General features: G+C 32.1%; 21 protein-coding genes. 15 read left to right on the forward strand and 6 right to left on the reverse strand.

Annotated features, from left to right (window positions below; translation table 11 throughout):
- Positions 1-84 precede the first annotated feature (84 nt).
- The 6 genes from ileS (at position 85) to GN138_RS08725 (ending at position 6021) form a co-directional block, all read left to right on the forward strand.
- Positions 85-3489, forward strand: coding sequence for an isoleucine--tRNA ligase (ileS, locus tag GN138_RS08700; RefSeq protein ID WP_157363418.1), 3405 nt, complete (start codon positions 85-87; stop codon positions 3487-3489).
- A gap of 6 nt (positions 3490-3495) precedes the next feature.
- Complete coding sequence (locus GN138_RS08705; protein ID WP_157363419.1) at positions 3496-3876, forward strand: TraR/DksA family transcriptional regulator; 381 nt, start codon at positions 3496-3498, stop codon at positions 3874-3876.
- 43 nt (positions 3877-3919) lie between these two features.
- Entirely contained in the window at positions 3920-4573 is a 654-nt protein-coding gene (locus tag GN138_RS08710; protein ID WP_157363420.1) for a DUF4097 family beta strand repeat-containing protein, read from the forward strand.
- Positions 4574-4579: 6 nt separating this feature from the next.
- Complete coding sequence (locus tag GN138_RS08715; protein WP_157363421.1) at positions 4580-4864, forward strand: hypothetical protein; 285 nt, start codon at positions 4580-4582, stop codon at positions 4862-4864.
- Complete coding sequence (locus GN138_RS08720; protein WP_157363422.1) at positions 4858-5193, forward strand: hypothetical protein; 336 nt, start codon at positions 4858-4860, stop codon at positions 5191-5193. Before GN138_RS08715 ends, GN138_RS08720 begins: the two co-directional genes overlap by 7 nt.
- Positions 5194-5406: 213 nt before the next feature.
- On the forward strand, positions 5407-6021 hold the full coding sequence (locus GN138_RS08725) for a lipoprotein signal peptidase (RefSeq protein WP_157363423.1): 615 nt from the start codon (positions 5407-5409) through the stop codon (positions 6019-6021).
- An 8-nt stretch (positions 6022-6029) separates the two neighbouring features.
- Here GN138_RS08725 and GN138_RS08730 read toward each other — a convergent pair whose 3' ends face one another.
- From GN138_RS08730 to GN138_RS08755, 6 genes are all read right to left on the reverse strand, one after another.
- Entirely contained in the window at positions 6030-6440 is a 411-nt protein-coding gene (locus tag GN138_RS08730; protein WP_157363424.1) for a response regulator, read from the reverse strand.
- Positions 6441-6445: 5 nt separating this feature from the next.
- A complete protein-coding gene (locus GN138_RS08735) occupies positions 6446-7570 on the reverse strand; it encodes a sensor histidine kinase (protein ID WP_157363425.1) in 1125 nt (374 codons plus the stop codon).
- Between the two features lie 114 nt (positions 7571-7684).
- Positions 7685-8251: a 5-formyltetrahydrofolate cyclo-ligase gene (locus GN138_RS08740; protein WP_317162724.1), complete on the reverse strand. Its 567-nt coding sequence runs from the start codon at positions 8249-8251 to the stop codon at positions 7685-7687.
- The gene (locus tag GN138_RS08745; protein WP_157363426.1) at positions 8248-9216 is read right to left on the reverse strand and encodes a succinylglutamate desuccinylase/aspartoacylase family protein; all 969 of its coding nucleotides are present in this window, start codon (positions 9214-9216) and stop codon (positions 8248-8250) included. The genes GN138_RS08740 and GN138_RS08745 overlap by 4 nt, the downstream gene beginning before the upstream one ends.
- A 29-nt stretch (positions 9217-9245) precedes the next feature.
- Positions 9246-10118: a 30S ribosomal protein S6--L-glutamate ligase gene (gene rimK, locus GN138_RS08750; RefSeq protein ID WP_157363427.1), complete on the reverse strand. Its 873-nt coding sequence runs from the start codon at positions 10116-10118 to the stop codon at positions 9246-9248.
- Positions 10115-10543, reverse strand: a complete 429-nt coding sequence (locus tag GN138_RS08755; protein WP_157363428.1) for an ATP-dependent zinc protease family protein — start codon at positions 10541-10543, stop codon at positions 10115-10117. Before GN138_RS08755 ends, rimK begins: the two co-directional genes overlap by 4 nt.
- 88 nt (positions 10544-10631) lie before the next feature.
- Here GN138_RS08755 and uvrC point away from each other — a divergent pair, with 88 nt between their 5' ends.
- The 9 genes from uvrC to pgi all read left to right on the forward strand — a co-directional run bounded on the left by uvrC (position 10632) and on the right by pgi (position 22590).
- Positions 10632-12425 (forward strand): excinuclease ABC subunit UvrC, encoded by a 1794-nt coding sequence (gene uvrC, locus GN138_RS08760; RefSeq protein ID WP_157363429.1) that lies wholly within the window; start codon positions 10632-10634, stop codon positions 12423-12425.
- Positions 12426-12448: 23 nt separating this feature from the next.
- On the forward strand, positions 12449-14686 hold the full coding sequence (locus GN138_RS08765; protein ID WP_157363430.1) for a patatin-like phospholipase family protein: 2238 nt from the start codon (positions 12449-12451) through the stop codon (positions 14684-14686).
- A gap of 274 nt (positions 14687-14960) precedes the next feature.
- Positions 14961-16121 carry a homogentisate 1,2-dioxygenase gene (locus tag GN138_RS08770; protein WP_157363431.1) on the forward strand — a complete coding sequence of 387 codons (1161 nt, stop codon included), beginning with the start codon at positions 14961-14963 and terminating at the stop codon, positions 16119-16121.
- A gap of 10 nt (positions 16122-16131) precedes the next feature.
- Positions 16132-16572 (forward strand): CCC motif membrane protein, encoded by a 441-nt coding sequence (locus tag GN138_RS08775; protein WP_157363432.1) that lies wholly within the window; start codon positions 16132-16134, stop codon positions 16570-16572.
- A gap of 58 nt (positions 16573-16630) precedes the next feature.
- A complete protein-coding gene (hppD, locus tag GN138_RS08780; RefSeq protein ID WP_157363433.1) occupies positions 16631-17791 on the forward strand; it encodes a 4-hydroxyphenylpyruvate dioxygenase in 1161 nt (386 codons plus the stop codon).
- A gap of 102 nt (positions 17792-17893) precedes the next feature.
- Positions 17894-18670, forward strand: a complete 777-nt coding sequence (locus GN138_RS08785) for a DUF3108 domain-containing protein (RefSeq protein ID WP_157363434.1) — start codon at positions 17894-17896, stop codon at positions 18668-18670.
- 12 nt (positions 18671-18682) lie between these two features.
- A complete protein-coding gene (locus tag GN138_RS08790) occupies positions 18683-19615 on the forward strand; it encodes a tryptophan 2,3-dioxygenase family protein (protein WP_157363435.1) in 933 nt (310 codons plus the stop codon).
- A 12-nt stretch (positions 19616-19627) separates the two neighbouring features.
- On the forward strand, positions 19628-20935 hold the full coding sequence (locus tag GN138_RS08795) for a M23 family metallopeptidase (RefSeq protein ID WP_157363436.1): 1308 nt from the start codon (positions 19628-19630) through the stop codon (positions 20933-20935).
- Positions 20936-20943: 8 nt separating this feature from the next.
- Positions 20944-22590 carry a glucose-6-phosphate isomerase gene (pgi, locus tag GN138_RS08800; RefSeq protein ID WP_157363437.1) on the forward strand — a complete coding sequence of 549 codons (1647 nt, stop codon included), beginning with the start codon at positions 20944-20946 and terminating at the stop codon, positions 22588-22590.
- Positions 22591-22693 lie beyond the last annotated feature (103 nt).

A 22693-nucleotide genomic window follows, 5' to 3' on the forward strand; every position in this document is an offset into this window, starting at 1 on the left:
TCTTTCTAGTTTTCTAGTCTAAATTTTAATAGTCTTTTTTCCTCAAAATTCATTATTTTCGCACCTCGAAAAGAAAACAGAATAATGAGTACAAAGTTCCCTGAATATAAAGGACTTAACTTGCCAAAGGTTGCGGAAGATATCGGTAACTATTGGGAAGCTAACAACATCTTCGATAAAAGTGTAACTACAAGAGAAGGAAAACCACCTTTTGTGTTTTTTGAAGGACCACCTTCAGCCAACGGACTACCTGGTGTGCACCACGTTTTAGCTCGTGCTATTAAAGATATTTTTCCACGTTATAAAACCATGAAAGGTTTTCAGGTAAAACGTAAAGCGGGTTGGGATACACACGGTTTACCGGTAGAACTTGGTGTAGAGAAAGAACTTGGTATTACCAAAGAAGATATTGGTAAAAAAATCACAGTAGAAGAGTATAACGAAGCTTGTAAAAAAGCCGTAATGCGTTATACTGATATTTGGAATGACCTTACACAGAAAATGGGTTATTGGGTAGATATGGACAATCCATATATTACGTACAAATCTAAATACATGGAATCAGTTTGGTGGTTGCTAAAACAGATTTACGAAAAAGATTTAATATACAAAGGTTATACCATTCAGCCCTATTCGCCAAAAGCAGGAACAGGATTAAGTTCTCATGAGTTGAACCAACCAGGAACGTACCAAGATGTTACTGATACAACGGTTGTGGCACAGTTTAAGGCTAATGCAGAGTCGTTACCAGATTTTCTTCAAAATGAAGGCGATATTTTCTTTTTAGCTTGGACAACAACACCTTGGACCTTGCCAAGTAATACCGCATTAACGGTTGGGCCAAAGATTGAATATGTCTTAGTGGAAACCTATAATCAATACACCTTTAAACCTATGAATGTGGTGTTGGCTAAAAATTTAGTCAATAAACAATTCGATGGAAAATATAAACGTGTTGAAACTAAACCAGAATTAATTGAGTACAAAGAAGGTGATAAAAAGATACCTTACTTTGTAGTAAAAGATTTTGTGGGTAAAGATTTAGTTGGCATCACATACGAACAATTATTACCATACGCCTTACCAAACGATAATCCTGAAAACGCCTTCAGAGTCATTTCTGGAGATTTTGTAACGGTCGAGGACGGAACGGGTATTGTACACACCGCACCAACGTTTGGGGCAGATGATGCCATGGTAGCTAAGCAAGCTACACCAGAAGTACCACCAATGTTGGTAAAAGATGAGAATGGTAATTTAGTACCATTAGTAGATTTACAAGGAAAATTCAGACCAGAATTAGGAGAATTTGCTGGTAAATACGTAAAGAATGAATATTATGATGATGGCGAAGCACCAGAACGTTCTATAGATGTTGAGCTTGCCATTAAATTAAAAACAGAAAACAAAGCCTTTAAGGTTGAAAAATATAAGCACAGTTATCCAAATTGTTGGAGAACTGATAAGCCAATTTTATATTACCCATTAGATTCTTGGTTTATTAAAATCCCAGATGTAAAAGGTAGAATGCATGAGCTAAATACCACAATTAACTGGAAACCTAAATCTACAGGAGAAGGGCGTTTTGGTAATTGGTTAGCAAATGCAAACGATTGGAATTTATCACGTTCGCGTTTTTGGGGAATTCCATTACCAATCTGGAGAACCGAAGACGGAAAAGAACAATTATGTATAGGTTCTGTTGCCGAATTAAAAGAGGAAATAGCAAAATCTGTTGAAGCAGGCATAATGTCTGAAGATATTTTTGCTGACTTTGAAGTGGGTAACATGTCTGAAGCCAATTATGAAACCATCGATTTACATAAAAATGTAGTGGATAAAATCGTATTAGTTTCAGCATCAGGTCAACCAATGACACGCGAAAGCGATTTAATTGATGTTTGGTTCGACTCTGGTTCTATGCCTTATGCACAGTGGCATTACCCATTTGAAAACAAGGATTTTATTGATAAAAACGAAGCCTTTCCTGCAGATTTTATTGCAGAAGGTGTAGACCAAACGCGTGGTTGGTTTTATACGCTTCATGCTATCGGAACTATGGTTTTCGATTCTGTGGCTTACAAAAATGTTGTGTCTAACGGATTAGTTTTAGATAAAAACGGCCAAAAAATGTCTAAGCGTTTAGGTAATGCTGTTGACCCTTTTGAAACCTTATCTAAATATGGTGCAGATGCCACACGTTGGTATATGATTAGTAATGCCAACCCTTGGGATAACTTAAAATTTGATAGTGAAGGCATTGCTGAGGTAAGTAGAAAATTCTTCGGAACGCTTTATAATACCTATTCATTCTTCACGCTTTATACCAATATTGATGGTTTTAATTACAGTGAATCAGATATTGCTTTAGAAGAACGACCAGAAATAGACCGTTGGATTCTTTCAGAATTAAATACCTTAATACAAAAAGTAGATGAGTATTATGCAGAGTACGAACCAACAAAAGCTGCGAGAGCCATTTCAGACTTTACTCAAGATTATTTAAGTAACTGGTACGTACGTTTAAGCAGAAGACGTTTCTGGAAAGGCGATTACCAAACAGATAAGATTTCGGCATATCAAACGCTTTATACCTGTATGGAAACCATTGCTAAGTTAGGCGCACCAATTGCACCTTTCTTTATGGACCGTTTGTATTTAGATTTAAATGCAGTGACTAAAAAAGAAACGTTTGAGAGTGTGCATTTAGCAGATTTCCCTGTTGCAGATACCACTATTATAGATAAGGTATTAGAACGAAAAATGGAAAGTGCGCAAACTATCTGTTCACTAGTATTATCGTTGAGGGCTAAGGAGAAGATTAAAGTTCGTCAGCCGTTACAAAAAATTATGATTCCTGTTGATAATCAACAACAAACGGAAGAAATTAAGGCGGTTTCAGATTTAATTAAACACGAAGTAAATATAAAAGACGTTGAACTTTTAGAAGACGCTTCAGATATCTTAGTAAAACAAATAAAACCAAATTTTAAGGCTTTAGGCCCTAAGTTTGGAAAAGAAATGAAGCTAATTTCTAGCGTAATTAATGCCTTTACTGCAGATGATATTAAAAATATCGAGCAAAATGGAAATATTGATGTTGAAATTAACGGAAAAAATATTATTTTGGGACTTGATGATGTGGAGATTACATCGCAAGATATTGAAGGATGGCTTGTTGCTAACGAAGGTGCATTAACTGTGGCTTTAGATGTTACAATTAATGAAGATTTACGTAAAGAAGGGATTGCTCGTGAGCTCGTAAACCGTATTCAAAACTTACGTAAAGATTCAGGATTTGAAGTTACAGACAGAATTGACGTACAACTTCAGAATGATCCGCAACTAGCAGCAGCAATTGTTTCAAATGAAGCGTATATTAAATCAGAAACATTGACGGAAGATTTAAAAATTATGGACACTGTAAACAATGGTATAGAAATTGCTTTTGATGACGTAAATACCAAATTGTTTATTAAAAAACATTAAAAAAATATGGCAACAGATACAACAAACAGATATTCTGATAAGGATTTAGAAGAATTTAAAGCGATAGTTAAAGACAAAATTCAAAAAGCTGAGCACGATTTGCAATTAATTAAAAGTGCTTATATGAATGATTTTGATAATGGAACTGATGATACTTCGCCAACTTTTAAAGCGTTTGAAGAAGGAAGTGCAACGATGAGTAAAGAAGCAAACTCGGCTTTGGCTATTCGTCAAGAAAAGTTTATTAGAGACTTAAAAAATGCACTAATCCGTATTGAAAATAAAACGTATGGTGTTTGTCGCGTTACTGGTAAATTAATTAAAAAAGAGCGTTTAAAATTAGTACCTCATGCTACCTTAAGTATTGAAGCTAAAAACATGCAGTAACATTCCTGCGAACGCAGGAATCTCATTAAATTGAGATTCTATTTTGATAAGAAAACAAATCATAAAGCCATGGACTATTAATTTCATGGCTTTTTTTGTGCTTTTTGTTTTGAGTATAACAACTGTAGATGCTCAGAATATTATAGAAAAGATAGTACAATTAGATGATATTACATCAATTGCTATTAACGGAAATGATATATTTAATATTTCCGTTTCAACTTCAAAAACAGATAAAATTAAAATTGCTTCAACTTTAGATGGTGAGTACCAAAACGATTTTCAGATTGTTGTACATGAAGAAAAATCTACTTTAAAGCTAAGCTTAGAGCACGTATCCTTAGAAGAAATACCAGATGATAAACGTAACGCGCATAAAGTCATTGCAGCCACATTGCATATTGAAATTCCAGAATCTCTTAACGTAAATATTCTTAGTGATATTGGTTCTGTTAACTTATTAGGCACTTTTAATGTGCTAAATGTTGAATTATTACGAGGACAACTCAATATAAAAGGAAAAGTTAAAACAGCAACTGTAAATACGTTAGACGGAAATATTCACGTTATTACTAATAGTGCAACAATTGAAGCAAATTCTAATCATGGAGAAATAGAATTAGATGAATTTTCTAATACAATTTCTATTTGGAGATTGACTTCAATTCATGGTGATATTAAAGTAATAAATAGCTAATTATATATGAGAAACTTAATATTAACTTTTTTATTAATTCTAATTAGTTTCTCAACAAATGCCCAAGCCAACGATACCGAAGCCGCCTTATATAATGTAGGTTTTGGAGCTGAGTTTGGTACTGTAGGAGCAATAATCAATAAATCTCCAGATGAGCCTTTAGGTAAAGTGATTAAAAAATCGTTGTGGCAAGGTGCATTAGGTGGTTATATCACTTTTGAAAGTAAACGGATTTTAAGAGAAGCGAGAAGCAAGAGCAATGGGAATATTTTTGGGCTGCAAAATTGGTAAACTCGGCAGGCACTTCTATTAAAGAAAATGCAGCTCTAAACAAAAATTTTTACGACAGATGGCATTTAAATATTGGTTTTAGTAGACTAGAATTTAATACAAAAGACAAGTTCTCTGTAAAATATAAATTGATGCCAGTAGCATTTGTTTATAATGTATATGCTCTTTTTCGATATAAATTTGAATTAAAGCATAGTTTGCGTGTAGGCGAGTTTGTTTATTCAATTAATCGAAGATTAGAAAATAGTAATTATGATGAAATTGTGGCTTCTTCTACGGCTGGCTATATGATTTTTCTATTTTTAACACTTACCTTAATAAGCCATTAACAAAATGGTCAGCAAAAAACAAGTCAGTTAATTGGATAAATGAACACCTTTATACAGAATATCATTATTTAATTTTAAGACCACTTTATATATTTGAGACAAATAATGCTAATAGGTATTTTGATAATTTCTTTGAGCATGAGGCTGGTTATTTTGGTGGGAATTTAAATTAGTTATAAATATAATCCTATTTTTGTTTTTCAAATTTTTTAGATGTCTTTAAAAAAAGCCTCAATACTCATACTCATAATACTTCTGATTGATCAAATCAGTAAAATTTACATAAAAACTCATTTTCAGTTGGGTGAAGATGTTACTGTTTTTTCTTGGTTTCATATTACATTTATAGAAAATGATGGTATGGCTTGGGGAACAAAATTGAGTGATTTCACAACCTTAATTTCAGACCGTTCTGCAAAGCTTATTTTAACTTTATTTAGAATTATTGCGGTTACAGGTATTGCCTTTTGGTTACTAGATGTTATTAAAAAGCAAAAATCTAAAACGTTAATATTTGCAATCTCTATAATATTTGCTGGTGCTTTAGGTAATATTATAGATTCTGTGGTTTATGGTGTGTTGTTCAGTGATAGCATAATGCAAGTGGCTACATTTTTACCAGAAGGAGGTGGTTATGAAAAGGTTTTTCATGGTAATGTAGTAGACATGTTACATTTTCCACTGTGGAGAGGTGTGTTGCCAGAATGGTTACCATTAGTTGGAGGTAAGATGTTTTCGTTCTTTGACCCTGTTTTTAACGTAGCAGATGTTGCTATAAGTACAGGTATTGGAATACTTATAGTATTTAATAAAAAAGCCTTTAAATAAAAAAGAGGTTATGCTGTTTTGTTAAATACAGCTTCTAACTCATCAATTTTTACGGGTTTAATAAGGTAGTTTTGCACAGAAGATAAAGATTTTGCTTTCTCTATATCTATTGCATTTATAGAAGAACTAACAACGTATAGTGTTATTGGGCTATTAAATTTATTCTTAATTTTTGTAAATCGTTCTAGAAATTCCCAACCATCCATTACTGGCATATTAAGGTCAAGTAGAATAACCTCAGGTAATTGTTCTTTATCAAAATTTTGAAGTAATGTTTCAAAATAATCTATACCTTCTTTACCGTCTTTAAAGATAAGAAGATGGTCACAGAGTTTTTTAGTTTCTATAATTCTTCTTACTAGGTTAACATAGATTTTATCGTCATCTATAATACAGGCTAGTTTTATTTTTTTATTCATTATAATTAAAATTTTATTGTGAAAGTTGTACCAATATTGGGTTCACTTTCTGCAAATATCTCACCATTTAAAGATTCAATTTGGTTTTTTGTTATAAACAAACCAATGCCTCTTGCGTCTGCATTATAGTGAAATGTTTTATACATTCCAAAAAGTTTGTCGCCAAATTTATCCATATCTATACCAGAGCCATTATCTGAGATTTTTAATACAACCCTATCATGGTTTTTAAAATCTCTAGTAGTACTGATATTAATTATTGGATTTCGGTCTTTATGCTTGTATTTAATAGCATTGGTAATTAAATTTAAAAAAATACTATCTAAATAAGCCGGAATATATTTAATACATTTTGCTTTACTAAAATCTGAATTTATAATGACGTTATTGTTTTCTATGATTTGATTAACCGAAGTTTTAACCTGTTCTAAAGTATCTTCAAAATTAACTGTAACCCTAAGCTGATTAGAATTGGTTTGTATAGAAACTACTTCGTTTAAATGTTCTATGGTGGTATTTAAACTCTCGGATACATGAGATATGTTATCTAGAAGTTCTAGTTTTTCTTGTAGAGTGTCTAAGTCGTTTATAAGCTGTACTATTAAGGTTAAATTACTAGAGTGCGACCTTAAGTTATGAGAAACGATATGAGCAAAATTGAATAATCTAGAGTTTTGTGATGCTACAATTTCTGAAGCTTTTTCTAAATTTATTTCTTTTTGAATGATGTAGTCTATATCTTGAAAAATACCACGTACGCCAATAATTTTTTCGTCCTTATTATACACAGGTTTGCCAATGGCTCTAGCCCAAAATTTCCTTTTGTTTGCGGTTAACATTAATACTTCAGTATCAAAAGCAATGCCTGAAAGTGCACATTCTGAAAACGTATTAGCTATAAAAGCATGATGCTCTTCTGCAAATAAAGACATAGCTGTTTTTAGCGATGGCATAAAATCAGATGAATATTCTAATAGATTTCTAGTAATATCATCCCAGTAACTTTTCTTATTTTCATAATCTATATACCAACTTCCTGTAGAGGTGAGAAGGGCAGATTCGCGATAGTTAAAGTTATCGTCCTCCAAATTTTCGTTAGGTATAAAATGCCTCTTAAGGTTAGATTCCATCGTGCTATAGTAAGTTAGAACTCAGATTTTGGGGTCAATATGAATACTTGAGGTTGCAAGATATGAAAAATTTACAGTTTATCTGCATTATATGTACTTTAACGATGATTATTTTTAACTAAATTGATAAACTTTTTCAGTGGTAACACAAAAGTCTAATTGTATATCGTTTATTGAGGTATCTATAATTTCAGTTTCGGGTTCAAAAAAGGATAAACCAATTTTTATGGTTTCGGGTTTACATGCTTCTAAAAAACGATCATAAAATCCTTTGCCATAGCCAACTCTATGACCTTTACTATCAAAAGCTAAAAGAGGAATAAAAACAACTTCTAATTGCTTAGATTGAATTTCTATACCATCTACTGGTTCTGGTATATTGTAGCTGTTTTTTTTAATTGATGTATTGTCGGTAAGTAAAAAATGAGACATGCTATAATCTTCAAAATTACTTTTAGAAATAACAATGTGCTTGTCTTTTCCGGCTAAAATATTTAAGATATAATCCGTGTTAATTTCCTTTTGTTCTTCTATAGTTAAAAAGATGTGGTAAAAATCCTTATTCCAAATGTCTAGAGATAATAACTGATTGGCAATGGTTAAGCTATAATCATCAATTTGGTGTTCCGTTAACGCTTGCCTTAAAGCTTTATATTTCTTTCTTAGGTCTGCTTTTGTCACTGTTTTACTTTTGTAGAGATATGAAAAATGGCATCACCTTGATAAATAATAGGTGATTCATTAATATTAATTATATAACCGTCGTTTGGCGCTTTTACAAAGTGATTAAAACTTCCGTAAGGGTCAGTTATATTGCCTATATCATCACCTTTTTTTACTTTAGAGTTAATTGTAATTGTGGCTTTAAACATACCAGAATATTTAGCTCTTATCCATTTGCTTTCTAAAAGATGAATACAGTCTTGTTTTGGCTGCGATACTTTAAATTTTCTGTTCAGCATACCAAGATGATTTAAAACACGTTTGGTACCATTAACGGCTGTATTTGTAATGGTATTATCAATACTGGCTGATTTTCCACCTTCAAATAATAACGTAGGTATGCCTAATTTATGGCATGTGTTTCTAAACGATTTATTTAGATTTTTGGAGTAAAAAACAAATGGAGCTCCAAATACATTAGCGAGCTCGTCTAGTGTTTTTTCGTTCTTTATAATTCTAATTTGCGCCGCATTGTAACGGTCTGCACCACCTGTATGAAAATCTAAAACCAAATTAGCGTGTGGTAATATTTCTGTTACCAATTTAAACGCAACTCTACTTGCTAATGAGCCGCCTCTAATACCAGGGAAAACACGGTTTAAATCGCGACCGTCTGGAAATTCACGATTCATATTTAAAAACCCAAATACATTGATAACTGGGACACAAATAATGGTTCCTCTTTTAGGTTTGTTAATGCCTTTAGAGATAATTTGGCGTACAATTTCTACACCATTAACTTCGTCACCATGTATGCCAGCTGTTATTAAAACGGTTGGCCCAGGTTTTTTAGAGCGCTCAATTATTACAGGGACATCAATGGTGTTTTGAGTGTGTAGTTTTGCTACATTAAAACTAACCTGTGCGCTTTCTCCTAATGCAACCTCTTTACCTAAAATATGTAAAACGTCTTTTTCGCTCATAATAAAATTGTAATATAAACTAGAATTTATTACTTACTACGTTCAATAAAAGTAATAATTGCTCTGGCTATATTTTTTTCTGTAGCAGCTTCAATACCTTCTAGTCCAGGTGTTGAATTCACTTCTAGTAACAATGGTCCGCGTTCAGATTGTAGCATGTCTACTCCACAAACTGGGAGTTTTAAAACTTTGGCAGCATTCATGGCTAATTTAAGTTCGTCTGAATTTAATTTTATAATGTTGGCAGAACCACCTCTGTGCAAGTTAGATCTAAACTCGCCTTCTTTACCTTGGCGTTTCATGGCACCAACCACTTTACCATCTACCACCAATGCTCTTAAATCTGCACCTTTTGCTTCTTTTATAAATTCTTGTACAATAACTCTTGCTTGCAAACCATTAAAAGCTTCTAAAACGGATTCGGCTGCGTTTTTACTTTCTGCTAATACAACGCCAAGTCCTTGTGTGCCTTCTAGTAACTTAATAATTACAGGTGTTCCGCCAACGTGCTCAATAACTTCTTCTACATCTCTAGAATAATTTGTAAAAACAGTTTTTGGCATACCAATTCCGGCTTTACTTAACCGTTGTAAACTTTTTAGTTTATCTCTAGATCTTAAAATAGCCTCAGAAGAAGCAATTGTAAATACACCCATTTCTTCAAACTGCCTTACAACTGCACAACCATAAAACGTTACAGAAGCTCCAATTCTTGGTATAATGGCATCAACATAATCTAAATAACGATCTTTATAATAGATAGATGGTTTTTCTTTTTCTATTATAATATCACATTTTAGAGGGTCAATAATCTCTACAAAATGGTTTCGTTTTTCAGCCTCTTCAACAAGCCGTCTTGTTGAGTAAAGTTCTGGATTTCTAGAAAGAATTACTATGTTCATTTAACTTTAGTTTGTTTAAAGGATTGGTTATCTAAATCTACATCAACTAAAAATTTGTTTTTTAAAAATTGGCGACCTATTAATACTGGAAACCTCATGTCTTCTCTAGTGCTTAAAGTTAAGTTAATCTTATAGCTTTTTCCAAAGAAAATAACGGTTGTTTTAATTTTATAGCGGTTTTCTTTATGCCCGTTACTACTTTTTACATCAGTATACGTATAGGTGTTAAAAACTACTTCTTCACTTTTAAAATTAGGATGTTCTTTACTGTAAAAAATACAATACAATTTGCCATCAACTTCTCTAATTTTTGAGCAGTGAATGGCAGACGTATAAGCGCCTGTGTCTATTTTAACATCAATGGTGTTAAGTTTTAATTCGGGAAAATCTACTTTATCTACACGTCCCAAAATTTTTTTTATCATCAGCATAATTTTTAAAAAGAGGCGAAAGATAGGATAAGTTTAAATACTTGTAACTTTAAATTTAGAACTTTTATTTACCTTTGGTTATATGCCAGAATCTCCCTTAGAAATACAAATAAAAACCTTACCACATCAACCTGGTGTTTATCAATATTTTGATGTTGATGAGCGTTTAATCTATGTAGGTAAAGCTAAAGATATAAAAAAGCGAGTTAGCAGTTACTTTAATAAGCATCACGATTATGGTAAAACCCGTGTATTAGTTAAAAACATTGCCTCTGTAAAACATATTGTAGTAGAAACCGAAAACGATGCTTTGCTTTTAGAAAATAATCTTATAAAAAAGTATAAGCCAAAATACAATGTTCTACTAAAAGATGATAAATCGTATCCTTGGATTTGTATTAAAAAGGAACGGTTTCCTAGAGTGTTTCCAACAAGACGGGTTATAAAAGATGGTTCAGAGTATTTTGGGCCTTACACAAGTATGAAAACCGTAAAAACACTTTTAGGCTTAATAAAAGGGTTGTACCAATTACGGACTTGTAACTATGATTTGTCTGAATCTAAAATTGAAGCAGGTAAGTATAAAGTCTGTTTAGAATATCATTTAGGAAATTGTAAAGGTGCTTGTGAAGGCTATGAAACGGAAGAAGAATACCAAGCAAATATTATAGCTATTAGAGAAATTTTAAAAGGAAATTTTAAAGATTCATTACAACAATTTAAAATTCAGATGCGTCAGCATGCCGAAGCAATGCAGTTTGAAGATGCTCAAAAAATAAAAGAAAAACTTGAAGTTTTAGAAAACTACCAAGCTAAATCTACTATTGTAAACCCTAAAATTAGCAATGTAGATGTGTTTTCTATTGTAAGTGATGAAACTTATGCTTATGTTAATTTTTTACAGCTTAGTTACGGTTCAATAATAAGGTCGCATACGCTAGAATTAAAGAAGAAATTACAAGAATCTGATACTGATTTATTAGAGCTAGCAATTATAGAAATTAGGCAGCGTTTTAATTCTACTTCAAAGGAAATTTACGTGCCTTTTAAAGTAAATTTAGGAAATGACTTAAAGATAACAGTGCCGAAACTTGGCGATAAAAAAAGTATCCTAGATTTATCAATTAGAAATGCGAAGTATTTTAGAATGGATAAATTTAAACAGGTAAAACTTGTAGATCCAGATAGGCATGCTAATAGAATTATGGCACAGATGAAAGCAGATTTGCGTTTGTCTGAAGAGCCAAGACATATTGAGTGTTTTGATAATTCTAATATACAAGGTACAAACCCAGTCGCTGCGTGTGTAGTGTTTAAAAACGGAAAACCGAGTAAAAAAGATTATCGCCATTTTAATATAAAAACGGTTGAAGGTCCAGATGATTTTGCATCTATGGAAGAAGTGGTTTATAGACGTTACAAACGTTTGCTTGAAGAAGCGCAGCCCTTACCACAACTTATTATTATAGATGGAGGAAAAGGTCAGTTATCTTCTGCGTTAAAAAGTTTAGATGTTTTAGGATTACGAGGAAAAATCGCTATTATTGGTATAGCTAAGCGTTTAGAGGAGTTGTTTTATCCAGAAGATCCAATTCCGTTATATTTAGATAAGAAAAGTGAAACCTTAAAAATAATACAACAATTAAGAAATGAAGCCCATCGTTTTGGTATAGAACATCATAGAAATAGAAGAAGTAAAGGTGCTTTAACAACTGAGTTAGAAAATATTTCTGGTGTTGGAGAGCAAACCATTGTAGATTTAATGAAACAGTTTAAAACCGTAAAACGGATTGCTAATGCAAAATTAGACGAACTCGAGGCTGTTGTAGGTGTTTCTAGAGCTAATAAAGTTTATAATTATTATCATAAGGAATAGAACAATTCATTTGTTTATAGCTAATGCATAAAAAATACATCATATTATTCCTGTTTTTTGCAGTTTTTTCGCATGTAAAGGCTCAAGACACTTTAGTAAAAAAAGAACCTAAGGTTGGCTTAGTGTTGAGTGGAGGAGGTGCTAAAGGATTTGCACATATTGGTGTGTTAAAAGTCATAGATAGTTTAGGTCTAAAAGTAGATTATGTTGCAGGTACAAGTATGGGAGCTATTATTGGGTCTTTATATGCTTCTGGTTATTCTGGTAAACAATTAGAAGAATTATTTGAATCTCAAAATTTCGAAGAGTTAATTAATGACGCCTTCCCTAGACGTGCAAAGTCTTTTTACGAACGCGAAAACGCAGATAAATATGCTGTAACCTTACCTTTTAATAATTTTAAAGTTAGTTTGCCTTCTGCATTATCTAGAGGTCAAAACGTTTATAATTTATTATATCACCTTATGCTACCAGTTGATACTACTGAGGATTTTAGCAAATTACCAATTCCGTTCTTTTGTATTGCTACAGATATAGAAACAGGTGAATCATTGGTACTTGAGGAAGGTAGATTAGCAGAAGCAGTCTCGGCAAGTGCAGCATTACCTTCATTATTTCAGCCAGTGGTAATAGACGATAGAATTCTTGTAGATGGTGGAGTAACCAATAATTTTCCAGTAGAAGAGTTGCGAGCAAAAGGTATGGATATTATAATTGGTGTTGATGTGCAAGATGGATTAAAGGATAGAAAATTACTAAAATCGGCTCCAGATATATTGTTTCAGATTAGTAATTTTAGAACAATAAACGCTATGAGAGTTAAATCTAAGTTAGCAGATGTTATTGTAAAGCCAGATATTAGAAATTACTCAGTAATCTCATTTAATGAAGGCGAAAATATTATTAGTAATGGTGAGAAAGCGGCAAGAGTACAACTTGTAAAGTTACAAGAGGTTAAAAAGCAACAAAGAGCAACAAGAACTCATAATAAAATACCAATTTTAGATAGTCTTAAAATAGATGCTGTTAGGTTAGAAGGAAACGAGCGTTATACAAGGTCTTATTTAATAGGTAAACTAAAACTAAAAGGCGACGGAAAGATAAGCTATAAAGATTTTAAACTAGGCATTAATAGTCTAGTTGCAACTAATAATTTTGACACCTTTAGATATCATTTAACACCTACAGAAAATGAAGGAGAATATAATTTTTCAGGAAAAGTTGTGGAGTCAGAAACCTCTATGTTGTTGCGATTAGGAATACATTTTGATGAACTTTATAAAAGTGCCATTCTAACTAACCTAACAAAAAATAAGTTGCTTTTTAATAATGATATCGCTTCTTTAGATATAATTTTAGGTGATAATTCTAGGTATAATTTCGACTATTTTATAGATAAAGGGTATTATATAAGTTTGGGCGCTAAATCCAAGTACAGTCAATTTACTAAGAGTATTAGTCCTTCATTGGCCTTAGAAGAATCATCGCCATTATTAGCAGATGTAAATAAGCTAGAAGCAAAAGTATCAGATTTTACCAATCAGCTTTATATGCAAACCATTTTTCAGAAAGATTTTGCTTTAAGATTGGGAGGTGAGCATCGTCGTTTTAAAATAACATCTGAGACCATTACAGAAGACGAACAATCTGATGAATTTACTTTTGATAATACTAATTATTTTAGTGTTTATGGTAATTTAATTTATGATGATTTTGATAATGCGTATTTTCCTAAAAGTGGATTTTATGTAAATGCAGATTTTCACCTTTATTTAAATGCAACTGGTTTTAATAAAGATTTTAATGAGTTTTCTATTGCAAAAGCAGATTTTGGTTATGCTTTTAGTTTTAACGATAAATTAGCTTTAAAAACAGAAGCAAATGGCGGTTTTAAAATAGGAAGTAAATCTACCAATACTTTAGATTTTGCTTTTGGAGGTTATGGCGCTAATTTTTTAAGTAATTTTTATTCGTTTTATGGTTATGATTTCATCTCAATTACAGGAAACAGTTTTGTAAAATCTACCTTTACCTTAGATTACGAATTTCATAAAGGGCATCATATCCTTGGTGCAGCTAATTTTGCTAACATTGATGATGACTTGTTTGAAACAGGTGATTTTTTCTCCTCACCAGATTATACAGGTTATGCTTTGGGATATTCGCTCGAAACATTTATTGGGCCATTAGAAGGTAAATTTTCGTATTCTCCGGAATCTGGAAATAGTTATTGGTATTTTAATCTTGGATTTTGGTTTTAGAAAGACGGAGTTTTTGCAATACTAAAGGTGTTTCAGAATTTCAAATAATTTTTCGATATTTGTAGAACATGAAACCATTCTGGCAAAACATAAAACTACACTTACACTTCCTTATTAAAAGGAATCCAGAATGACATTTATGTCATACTGAACTAGTTTCAGTATCTTTTTAAATAATTTTTACCATTTTTTGTACCTTTAGATATAGTCTATAGTTAACTGAAAATTACATCAGTTAATTATAAGTCAACTTTGAACTTAAAACAAAAAGCAAATGCCATTCTATCATAAATTAGGGAAAATTCCACCAAAACGCCACACACAGTTTATAAAACCAAACGGCGATTTTTATTACGAGCAATTGTTTGGTACCATTGGTTTTGATGGTATGTCTACCAACAGTTACCATGAGCAACGCCCAACACAAGTAAAAGATATAAAAAAACAATATAGTGTTGCACCTAAAATTGCGAAAGCAAACAATATGCAATCCTATCGCTTACATGGTTTTAAAACAAAGCCAGAAAACGATTACTTAGAGAGTAGAAAAATTGTGCTCACTAACAGTGATTGCCATATTATTTTGGCTGCACCAAAAGAATCTACACGAGATTATTTTTATAAAAACACAGATGCAGACGAATTAATTTTTATTCATAAAGGTACTGGGAAATTAAGAACACACTTAGGAAACTTAGATTTTAAATATGGCGATTATTTATTAGTGCCAAGAGGTGTCATTTATAAACTAGATTTTGATACGGAAGACAACCGACTTTTTATTGTAGAATCTCGCAGACCAATTTACACACCAAAACGCTATAGAAATTGGTTTGGTCAGTTGTTAGAACATTCACCATTTTGTGAGCGCGATTTACGTCAGCCACAAGAGTTAGAAACGTATAACCAATCTGGTGACTTTTTAATTAAAATAAAGAAACAAGGCGATATTTTTGATATGGTTTATGCCTCGCATCCTTTTGATGTTGTAGGTTACGACGGTTATAATTATCCTTATGCCTTTTCAATTCATGATTTTGAACCTATAACAGGACGCGTACATCAGCCACCACCTGTGCATCAAACTTTTGAAACCGATGCCTTTGTGGTCTGTAGCTTTGTACCAAGATTATATGATTATCATCCATTAGCTGTACCAGCACCTTATAACCATAGTAATATAGATAGTGATGAGGTATTGTATTATGTGGATGGTGATTTTATGAGTAGAAATGATATTGCTGCAGGTCATATTTCTTTGCATCCTGCAGGTATTCCGCATGGTCCACATCCTGGAGCTATGGAGCGTAGTATTGGTAAAGTAAAAACAGATGAGCTGGCTGTTATGGTAGATACTTTTAAACCATTAAAAGTTACAGAAGAGGCTATGAAAATTGCAGATGAGGATTATTATAAATCTTGGTTAGAGCATTAAAAGAAATTAAATGAATAGAAATAAATTATCCGCAGATCCATTATCTCTTGTTTTAGGTGTATTGGCTTTGATTATTGGTTTGGTTGGTTGCTGCTGTTATGGTGTTACTGCAATTGTTCCATTAATAATGGCAATAATTGGGTTAGTAACGGCTAATAAAAGTATTAGAGATTTTCATAATAATCCTGAAGCTTATGAACCGCAGTCATTAAGTAATGTTAATACGGCAAAAGTCTTAAATATAATAGCGATTATTTTAAACGGAATAATTTTTCTGGTTGCGTTTGCAGCATTAATTTTTTATGGAACTATAATATCCTCAGCAGTGTTAGATGGTATTAGAAATGGAAATTTTGAAGCAGATGAGTTTTATTACGAATACGAAACAGATAGTTCAGATGTTTGGGAGGAAGACGATTATATTATAGAGTCAGAACTAGATTCAATTTAATAGGTTAAAAACAATTATAAAATTTTTAAAGAAGCATATAATTTTTAAATATAAAATTATGACTAAAGAAATAGAAAACGTTAACTACGGACTAGAAAAAATATTTGAAGACGCTCAAGATTTCTTACCGCTTTTAGGTACAGATTATGTTGAGTTTTATGTTGGTAATGCCAAGCAAGCAGCACATTTTTATAAAACAGCATTTGGTTTTCAGTCGTATGCTTATAAAGGTTTAGAGACAGGTTCTACGGATTCGGTAAGCTATGTTTTAAAGCAAGATAAAATCCGTTTAGTGCTTACAACACCATTACATAGTAAATCTGAAATTAATAACCATATTGTAAAACATGGCGATGGCGTAAAAGTGGTTGCGCTTTGGGTAGAAGATGCTCGCAAATCTTACGAAGAAACTACAAAAAGAGGTGCAAAGTCGTACATGGAACCTACTGTAGAAAAAGACGAATTTGGTGAAGTGGTACGAGCAGGAATTTACACTTATGGAGAAACGGTTCATATGTTTGTAGAGCGCAAAAACTATACAGGAACTTTTATGCCAGGTTTTGTAGCGTGGAAAAGTGATTACAATCCAGAACCAGCAGGTCTAAAATATATAGACCATATGGTAGGTAATGTAGGTTGGGGAGAAATGAACACTTGGGTAAAATGGTATGAAGATGTTATGGGCTTTGTTAATTTCTTGTCTTTTGATGATAAACAGATTCATACAGAATACTCAGCATTGATGAGTAAAGTAATGAGTAACGGAAATGGTAGAATTAAATTCCCTATCAATGAGCCAGCAGAAGGAAAAAAGCGTTCTCAAATAGAAGAATATTTAGATTTTTACGAAGGCGCAGGCGTGCAGCATATTGCAGTAGCAACCGATGATATTATCACAACCGTTTCTAAATTAAAATCTCGTGGTGTAGAATTTTTATCAACACCTCCAGAGGAATATTACAGGGCTGTTCCTGGTCGTTTAGAAGAACACAGCCATGCATTACGTGAGGATATCGAAACCTTAAAAAGTTTAGGTATTATGATAGATGCAGATGAAGAAGGGTATCTACTACAGATATTTACAAAACCAGTAGAAGACAGACCAACCTTGTTTTTTGAAATAATACAAAGAATGGGAGCACGCGGATTTGGTGCAGGTAATTTTAAAGCTCTTTTTGAGTCAATTGAGCGCGAACAAGCTAAAAGAGGGACGCTTTAGTCTGATTTTTAATGTTTTATTAGATTTGGAATAGTAATTGTATTTAAGATAATTGTAACATTAAAAATGAGTTACATTAACTATATTTACAAACTAGGAATTATGAAACATTTATTTACAATAATATTATTCTTTGTTGGCATTGAAGCTACTAATGTAGAAAAGCAATCAGCGTTTCAAGATGGTGAGTGGTTTAAATTTGAAATGAGTTACAGTGGTTTTTTAAAAGCTGGCAATGCTACACTGGCGGTTAAAGAATCTAATTTAGATGGTAAAGAAGTATTTCATGTGGTTGGTAAAGGATGGACAACAGGCGCCATTAAATGGTTTTTTAAAGTAAAAGATCGCTATGAAAGCTATTTTGATAAAGAAACCGGAGTGCCATATAAATTTATTAGAAAAATAGATGAAGGAGGCCATACAAAAGATATTGAAATTACCTTTGATCACAACAACCAAAAAGCCAAAGTACATAATAAAAAACACAAAAAAGTTATTACAGTAGCCACTGAAAAAGATGTGCAAGATATGGTGTCTATGTACTATCATTTGAGAAATAAGATTGATATAGCATCTTTAACGAAAGGTGATGAAATAAAAACCAACATGTTTTTTGATGAAGAAAACTATGGTTTTAAACTTAAATATTTAGGAGAGGAAACTATTAAAACTGAATTTGGTAAGGTAAAAACCCTAAAGTTTAGACCATATGTAATGGCAGGTCGTGTATTTAAGGAAGAGGAAAGTTTAACATTATGGGTAAGTGCAGATAAAAATAAAATTCCGTTAAAAGTAAAAGCAGATTTAGCTGTTGGTTCTTTACGTGCAGACCTAGTTGCTTTTAAAGGATTAAAGCACTCCTTCAAAATAGAGATTTAAGATTATTAGTATATGGCAGAACAAGCTAATTACGATGACATTATAAAAGAGCTTCAAGAGAAGTATACAAAAATAGATCAAGATACTGATGACCATTTATACGGCTTGCTTTACAGCAAGCCGATTACGTATTGGGATTATATACAAACAGACGCATTATTAAATTTACAAATTCAGAGAACTACACTTCCAGATGAAATGGTATTTATTGCCTATCATCAAATTAACGAGTTAATTTTTAAAATGATACTATGGGAAATTTCTCAAGTAGCAGAAAAAGAAGATATAGAGGTAACTTTTTTCGAAAGTAAACTCATGCGCATTAGTCGCTATTTCGATATGTTATCTACCTCTTTCAATATTATGAGAGAAGGTATGGAAGTAGAGCAGTATATGAAATTTAGATACACACTAACACCAGCTAGTGGTTTTCAAAGTGCTCAATATAGGTTAATTGAATTTGCATCTACAGAGCTGATAAACCTTATAGACTATAGATTTAGAAAAGATATAGACAGAGATACGCCATTTACACATGCTTTTGAACATTTGTATTGGCAAGCAGCAGGAAAAGATCATAAAACAGGAAAAAAATCAACACTTTTAATTAATTTTGAAAAACGTTATAAAGATGAGTTTTTAAGGTTTATGAAAAACTACAACACTAAAAATCTTTGGACACGTTTTAAAGAACTACCTGAAGAAGACCAAAAAGACAAAGAGCTTATCAGTGCAATGAGACATTACGATTATACAGTAAATGTATCGTGGGTAATGGCACATTATAACGCGGCAGTTCACTACATAGAAAGTGGTATAGGAGATGGTGAAGCAACAGGCGGAAGTGATTGGAAAAAATATATGCATCCAAAATATCAGAAACGAATTTTCTTTCCTGAATTATGGAGTGCAGAGGAAATTAAAAATTGGGGAAATAATTTATAATTAGCTAAATTAATGCGTTTAAACACACTTGTAATAATAGCAATTGGCGCTATTAGTATTTTTGCATGTAAAGAGGATAATTCAGCCGAAATAGAATATAATAAGAATCTTGCTGAAATTGTTGAAGAGGAAAAGATTCTAGAATTTGGGTTTGACCGTAAAAACTATGAATTTAAACGCGATACCATAAAAAATGGTGATACGTTTGGTGTAATTTTAGAACGAAACAATATTGGGTATCCTGATATTTTTCAAATTGCTGAAAAAGCAAAAGATACGTTTGATATAAGAAAACTTCAAGTAGGTAAACCGTATACTTTACTTTATGCTAAAAAGAATAAAAAAGACAGCATACAGAAACCGACTACCTTTATATATCAAAACAATTTAGAAGATTATGTGGTTATTGATTTTAGAGACTCTATACAGGCATATAAGAGTAAAAAACCTGTAAAATATGTTGAAAAAACAGCTACTGGTGTTATAGAGAGTAGTATTTCTTCAACCCTAGAAGAAAAAGGTTTAAGTCAGAAATTAGCCTATAAAATGGCAGATGAAATATACGCTTGGACCATTGATTTTAGAAGATTACAAAAAGGAGATCGCTTTAAAGTGATTTACACAGATAAATACATTGATGATACTATTTATGCAGGTATTGAAAATGTAAAAGCTGCATATTTTGAACATAATGGAGATTCATTATACGCTTTTGAGTATGAGACTGATCCCGAAAAAGGAATTATAGATTATTTTAATGAAGAAGCCAAGAATTTAAGACGTGCGTTTTTAAAGGCACCTGTTAAATTTAGTAGAATCTCATCAAGATATAATTTAAAGAGAAGAATAGCCTATTACGGTAATAAAGTAAGACCACATAAAGGAACTGATTTTGCGGCACCAATTGGCACACCTATAATGGCAACGGCAAACGGAACCGTTGTAGAATCTACTAGAAGAGGAGGTAATGGAAAATATGTTAAAATTAGGCATAACGATACATACTCAACGCAATACCTTCACATGAGTAGACAAGCTGTTAAAAAAGGAGAGTTTGTAAAACAAGGTGATATAATCGGTTACATTGGTATGACAGGTAATACTGGTGGGCCACATGTGTGTTATCGATTCTGGAAAAACGGAAAACAAGTGGATCCATTTAAACAAAAATTACCAGAGGCAAAACCTATTTCAGACAGTTTAAAGTTAGAATATTTAGAATTTATAAAGCCAATAAAACAAAGATTGGACGATATCTTTTTCTTAGAGGCTGAACCAAAAATAAAAGAAAATACAATAACTGAAGATCCAATTTTATAACAACAATAATGGCATTAAAATCTACTAACCCAACTACAACAGACGCTTGGAAAAAATTACAAGCACACTTTGAAATTATTAAGTCTAAACATTTAAAAGAGATGTTTAAATCTGATGCCAAAAGGGCAAACGATTTAACATTAAAGTGGGACGATTTTTATGTAGATTTTTCTAAAAATAGAGTTACAAAAGAAACTATAGATTTATTAATTGAATTAGCAAATGAACTTGATTTAAAAGATGCTATTTCTAAATATTTTGATGGCGATATTATAAATGCTACAGAAGGACGAGCTGTTTTACATACTGCTTTACGAGCACCAAAAGAGGCTGTGGTTTTGGTAGATGGTGAAAATGTGATACCAGAAGTACACGCTGTAAAGAAAAAAATAGAAGAATTTACAAATGCTGTGGTTAGTGGAACTCATAAGGGGTATTCTGGCAAGGCAATTACTGATGTTGTAAATATTGGCATTGGTGGTTCTGACCTTGGACCTGCAATGGTAGTAGACTCGCTTCAATTTTATAAAAACCAACTCAATACACATTTTGTTAGCAATGTAGATGGTGATCATTATAAAGAAGTGATTAAGGATTTAAATCCAGAAACCACTTTGTTTGTAATTGTATCAAAAACCTTTACAACTCAAGAAACCTTATCTAATGCTAATTCTATTAGAACTTGGTTTTTAGAGTCCCAACCAAAAGAAGCCGTGGCAAGTCATTTTGTGGCTGTATCTACAAATATTGAAAGTGTAAAGAACTTTGGTATTGATGAAGCAAATATTTTTCCTATGAAAGATTGGGTTGGTGGTCGTTTCTCATTGTGGAGCGCTGTAGGTTTATCTATAAGTTTAGCGTTAGGTTATGAGCATTTTGAAAGCTTGTTAGATGGTGCACACAAAATGGATGAGCATTTTAAATCTACTGATTTTAATGAAAACATTCCTGTAATTGCGGCTTTACTAACGGTTTGGTATAATAATTTCTTCGAGTCAGAAAGTGAAGCTATTATTCCTTACACACAATATTTAAATCAGTTTGCAACATACCTTCAACAAGGTATTATGGAAAGTAATGGTAAAAGTGTAGATAGAGAAGGTAATAAGGTAAATTACCAAACAGGTACCATAATTTGGGGAGAACCAGGAACTAATTCTCAACATGCATTCTTTCAGTTAATTCACCAAGGGACAAAATTAATACCAACAGATTTTATTGGTTATGTTGAATCGTTGCATGGTAATAAAGATCATCACAATAAGTTAATGTCTAATTATTTTGCTCAAACAGAAGCTTTAATGAATGGTAAAACAGAAGAAGAAGTTTTAGCAGAGTTAAATGAGCAGTCTATTTCAGAAGAAGAAATAAAACAGTTATTAGCTTTTAAGGTGTTTGAAGGTAATAAACCAACAACCTCATTATTAATTCAAAAGTTAACTCCAGAGAGTTTAGGGAAGTTAATTGCTATGTATGAGCATAAGATTTTTGTACAAGGAATCGTTTGGAATATTTACAGTTATGATCAATTTGGGGTAGAGCTTGGTAAACAATTAGCTAAAACGATCTTAACGGAACTTAATTCTGGTAGTTTATCAGTAACCCATGACGCATCGACCAAAAATTTATTAGCATATTTTAGGGAAAATTGTTAAAAATTGTTAAAAACATTTAATAAAATCTACTATGCATGCATAAAATTTAAGGATATTATAATTAATTTCGTTTTGCAGAATTGTTAACATTAAGTTAATATAC

It is taken from the genome of Winogradskyella endarachnes (genome assembly GCF_009741275.1).
GTDB lineage: Bacteria > Bacteroidota > Bacteroidia > Flavobacteriales > Flavobacteriaceae > Winogradskyella > Winogradskyella endarachnes.